General features: G+C 67.0%; 4 protein-coding genes. 2 read left to right on the top strand and 2 right to left on the bottom strand.

Going from position 1 to position 4,212, the window contains the following annotated elements; translation table 11 throughout:
• Positions 1–14 precede the first annotated feature (14 nt).
• Positions 15–1,487: a pyridoxal-dependent decarboxylase gene (locus I5M_RS20885; RefSeq protein ID WP_022723178.1), complete on the top strand. Its 1,473-nt coding sequence runs from the start codon at positions 15–17 to the stop codon at positions 1,485–1,487.
• A gap of 199 nt (positions 1,488–1,686) precedes the next feature.
• Positions 1,687–2,556, top strand: a complete 870-nt coding sequence (gene ppk2, locus I5M_RS20880) for a polyphosphate kinase 2 (protein WP_244432063.1) — start codon at positions 1,687–1,689, stop codon at positions 2,554–2,556.
• Positions 2,557–2,762: 206 nt separating this feature from the next.
• Here ppk2 and I5M_RS20875 read toward each other — a convergent pair whose 3' ends face one another.
• Together I5M_RS20875 and I5M_RS20870 are read right to left on the bottom strand one after the other, a co-directional pair.
• Entirely contained in the window at positions 2,763–3,587 is an 825-nt protein-coding gene (locus I5M_RS20875) for a TIGR00282 family metallophosphoesterase (RefSeq protein WP_022723176.1), read from the bottom strand.
• A gap of 1 nt (position 3,588) precedes the next feature.
• Positions 3,589–4,176 (bottom strand): 5-formyltetrahydrofolate cyclo-ligase, encoded by a 588-nt coding sequence (locus tag I5M_RS20870; protein WP_031337241.1) that lies wholly within the window; start codon positions 4,174–4,176, stop codon positions 3,589–3,591.
• Positions 4,177–4,212 lie beyond the last annotated feature (36 nt).

The raw sequence follows: 4,212 nt of genomic DNA, 5'->3' as shown, positions 1-4,212 counted from the left end.
GGCAAAAACGTGGCGTGAGCGCTACGCAGCGCGCGGGCGCCGACCGGATCGAGAGCACCAGCCTCGATCCGCAGGACTGGGACGCCTTTCGGGCCGACGCGCACCGGATGCTCGACGACATGATCGACTACATCGCCGAGGTGCGCGAGCGGCCGGTGTGGCAGCCGATGCCGATCGAAGTGCAGGCGAGCTTCCGCGAGACGCTGCCGCGCGGCGCCACGCCGCTCGCCGAGGTCTATCGCGACTTCACCGATCACATCGCGCCCTACGCGACCGGCAATGTCCATCCCGGCTTCATGGGCTGGGTGCACGGCGGCGGCACCGCGGTCGGCATGCTGGCCGACATGCTGGCGGCGGGGCTCAATGCCAATTGCGGCGGACGTAATCACGTCGGCATCGAGGTCGAGCGCCAGATCGTGCGCTGGGTGCGCGAACTGTTCGGCTTTCCCGAAACTGCGAGCGGCGTGTTCGTGACCGGCTCGTCGATGGCCAACGCGATGGCGCTGCTGGTGGCGCGGACCCACGCGCTGGGACCGCAAGTGCGCGACCGCGGCCTCGACGGCGCGGTGCCCACCGCCTACGCCTCGGCCGCCGCGCACGGCTGCGTGACGCAGGCCGCCGATCTGGCCGGCCTCGGCCGCGATGCGCTGCGACGCATCCCGTTCGACGACCGTCATCGCATGGATATCGGCGCACTCCGCGAGCAGATCGCGGCCGACCGCGCCGCGGGTCTGAAGCCTTTTCTGGTGACTGGCTCGGCCGGAACCGTCGATGTCGGCGCGATCGACGATCTCGCGACGCTGGCCGAGTTGTGCCGCGACGAAGGCCTGTGGTTTCATGTCGATGGCGCGTTCGGGTCGCTCGGCATGCTGTCGCCGCAGATCGCGCCGAAGCTGAAGGGACTGAGCGAAGCCAATTCGGTCGCGCTCGACTTCCACAAATGGGGCCAGGTCAATTACGACGCCGGCTTCCTGATCGTGCGCGACGGCGAAGCCCATCGCGCCACGTTCGCGGCGCCGGCCGCTTATTTGCGCCGCGAGACCCGCGGCCTCGCCGCCGGCTCGCACTGGCCGTGCGACTATGGCCCCGATCTGTCGCGCGGCTTCCGCGCACTGAAGACCTGGTTCACGCTGAAGACCTACGGCACCGAACGCCTCGGCGCGATGATCGCCAATACTTGTGCGGTGGCGCGACATCTTGAAGCGCGCGTGCGCCGCGAGCCGAAGCTCGAATTGCTGGCGCCGGTGGAACTCAACATCGTCTGCTTCCGCCACCGCGACGCTCGCGAAGGTAGCGACATCGATGCGTTCAACGCCGCAATCGTCGCCGACCTGCACGAGTCGGGCATAGCCGCACCTTCCGCCACCACCATCGACGGCAAGTTCGCCATCAGGGCCGCCATCGTCAATCACCGCACGGCGTGCGAAGACGTCGATCGTCTGGTCGACGCCGTGCTGCGTTTCGGAGCGGCGCGGGAACACAAATAGCGACATCGCGGCGCGGCAGATGTCATCACGCTGACAAATACCGCAGGCCATTTTCCGGCGACGATCGAGCGACCGGAGACTTTCAATGCCCCGCAAGGCTGCGCCCAAGCCCATCCAAAAAGTCGTCAGGAAGATCAAGAAGCCGGCGACCGCCGCCGCTGACGATCATCTGTCGGTGACGCAGCGCATCGCAGCAGAAATGCTCGACAGCTTCGACGAGGAGCTGGAACTCGAGATCGATGACGACCGCATCGACGCGTTGACCAACGAGTTCGCCGATCATTCGCCGGCCGAGACCATCGACCGGCGGATGTATTTCAAGGAGCTGTTCCGTCTGCAGGGCGAACTCGTCAAGCTGCAGAGCTGGGTCCAGCACCAGCGGCTCAAGGTCGTGGTGATCTTCGAGGGCCGCGACTCCGCCGGCAAAGGCGGCGTCATCAAGCGCATCACCCAGCGGCTCAACCCGCGCATCTGCCGGGTCGCGGCGCTGCCGGCGCCGAGCGAGCGCGAGCGCACCCAGTGGTACTTCCAGCGCTACGTGTCGCATCTGCCGGCCGGCGGCGAGATCGTGCTGTTCGACCGCAGCTGGTACAAACGCGCCGGCGTCGAGCGGGTCATGGGATTCTGCACCGAGCCCGAGGTCGAGGAGTTCTTCCGTTCGGTGCCGGAATTCGAACGCATGCTGGTGCGCTCCGGCATCATCCTGATCAAATACTGGTTCTCGATCACCGACGACGAACAGCAGCTCCGCTTCATGATGCGGATCAACGATCCCTTGAAGCAATGGAAGCTGAGCCCGATGGACGTGCAGTCGCGGGCGCGCTGGGAAAACTACACCAAGGCCAAGGAAGAGATGCTGGAACGCACCAGCATTGCCGAAGCGCCGTGGCACGTCGTCCACGCCGTCGACAAGAAGAAGGCGCGGCTGAACTGCATCGCGCATCTGCTCGAGCAAATTCCTTACGAGCAGGTGCCCTACGACCCGGTGGTGCTGCCTCCGCGCATCCACCATCCCGACTACCATCGCACCCCGATCCCGGACGACATGTACGTGCCGGACAGGTACTGAGCCCACTGCCGTCATTCCGGAGCGCGCACGACCTCTCTCGTCATTCCGGGGCGCGCGAAGCGCGAGCCCGGAATGACGAACGATGGGTGATGGGTGTGGGACAGTTCGTAGGGTGGGCAAAGGCGCGACAGCGCCGTGCCCACGCGGCAGCGGCGCAGCCTCCGGCGCGTGGGCTTCGCTGCGCTCAGCGCCACCCTACGGATCGACTAACTCGTCCAAAATCCCGGCCGCGCCGGCTCCAGCCTTCCGCCGATGCGCACCGGGGCGATCTTCACCGCGAGGCCGGTGGCATCGTCGGTTTCCAGCGCAACGCCGCTGAGCGTGGCTTCGCCGTTCGCCGGTTCGAAGCGGCCCTGGGGGATGCCGGTGGTGAAGCGGTGCAGCGGCTCGTCCTTGTGCATGCCGATCACCGAATCGTAGTCGCCGGTCATGCCGGCGTCGGTCATGTAGCCGGTGCCGTTCGGCAGGATCTGATAGTCCGCGGTCGGCACATGCGTATGCGTGCCGACCACCATGCTGACGCGGCCGTCGCAGAAGAAGCCCATGCCCTGCTTTTCGCTCGACGCCTCGCCGTGGAAATCGACCACGATGGCATCGGCGGCTTCGCGCAGCGGACAGGCGTCGAGTTCACGGCCGACCGCGGCGAACGGATCGTTGAGCGGCTCCATGAAGACGCGGCCCATGGCGTTGATCACCAGCACCCGCGCGCCCTTGCGGGTCTCGATCAGCGCCGAGCCGCGGCCCGGGGTGTGGCGCGGGAAATTCGCCGGCCGGATCAGGCGCGGCGCGCGCTCGATGAACACCAGTGCCTCTTTCTGATTCCAGGCGTGGTTGCCGAGCGTCACCGCGTCGGCGCCGGCGTCGAGGAAATCATTGTAGATCGCCTCGGTGATGCCGAAGCCGCCGGCGGCGTTCTCGCCGTTGATGATGGTGCAATCGAGCTGCCAGTCACGGATCAGACCCGGGAGATACTCGGCGATCGCCACACGGCCGGCTTTGCCGACCACATCGCCGATGAACAGAATGCGCAACCTACCCTCTCCGGAAAATGAGCGTGTCCTGCTCGGTTAGCACATAATCCAAGACGACGTCGTGCGCCGCGGCCGGCACGGCCGGGATCTGCTGCATTGCGAAAGCGAGCCCGGCGGCGATCACCTGGCGCTGCGCGCGCAGCGCCTCCAGCGTCGCGTCATAATGTCCGGCTCCGTAGCCGATGCGATGGCCGAGCGCATCGAACGCCGCGAGCGGCACCAGCAGGATGTCCGGGACCACCTCGGGCGCGGCCGTTAGCGGCTCGAGAATGCCGAGCCGGCTGCGCTCGAGCGCATCCCCCTGTTGGTAGCGGCGGAAACGCAGCGGCCGCGCCGGGCCGGTGACGACCGGCAGCGCCAGCACCGCACCGCGGCTGGCCAAGACCTGCATCAATGGCCGCGGGTCGATCTCGCCGCGCATCGGCATATAGCCGGAAACGATGCTGCCGGGCCGGAGGTCGAACGGCAGTGCTCGCGCGGCCAGCGCAGCGGCGGCAGCGGCGCGATCGGAATCAGGCAGCGCGGCGCGCCGCGCCAGGGCTGCGGCACGCAGTTCAATCTTGGACGCACCGTCGGAAACCTCGGACATGCGCATCTATTGGCAGGAAGTCCGCGCTTTCGGAAG

The sequence above is a fragment of the Rhodopseudomonas sp. B29 genome (genome assembly GCF_000333455.1).
Lineage (GTDB): Bacteria > Pseudomonadota > Alphaproteobacteria > Rhizobiales > Xanthobacteraceae > Rhodopseudomonas.
The sequence above is the reverse complement of the archived record's forward strand: the minus strand, read 5'-3'. Positions and strand labels throughout refer to the sequence as shown.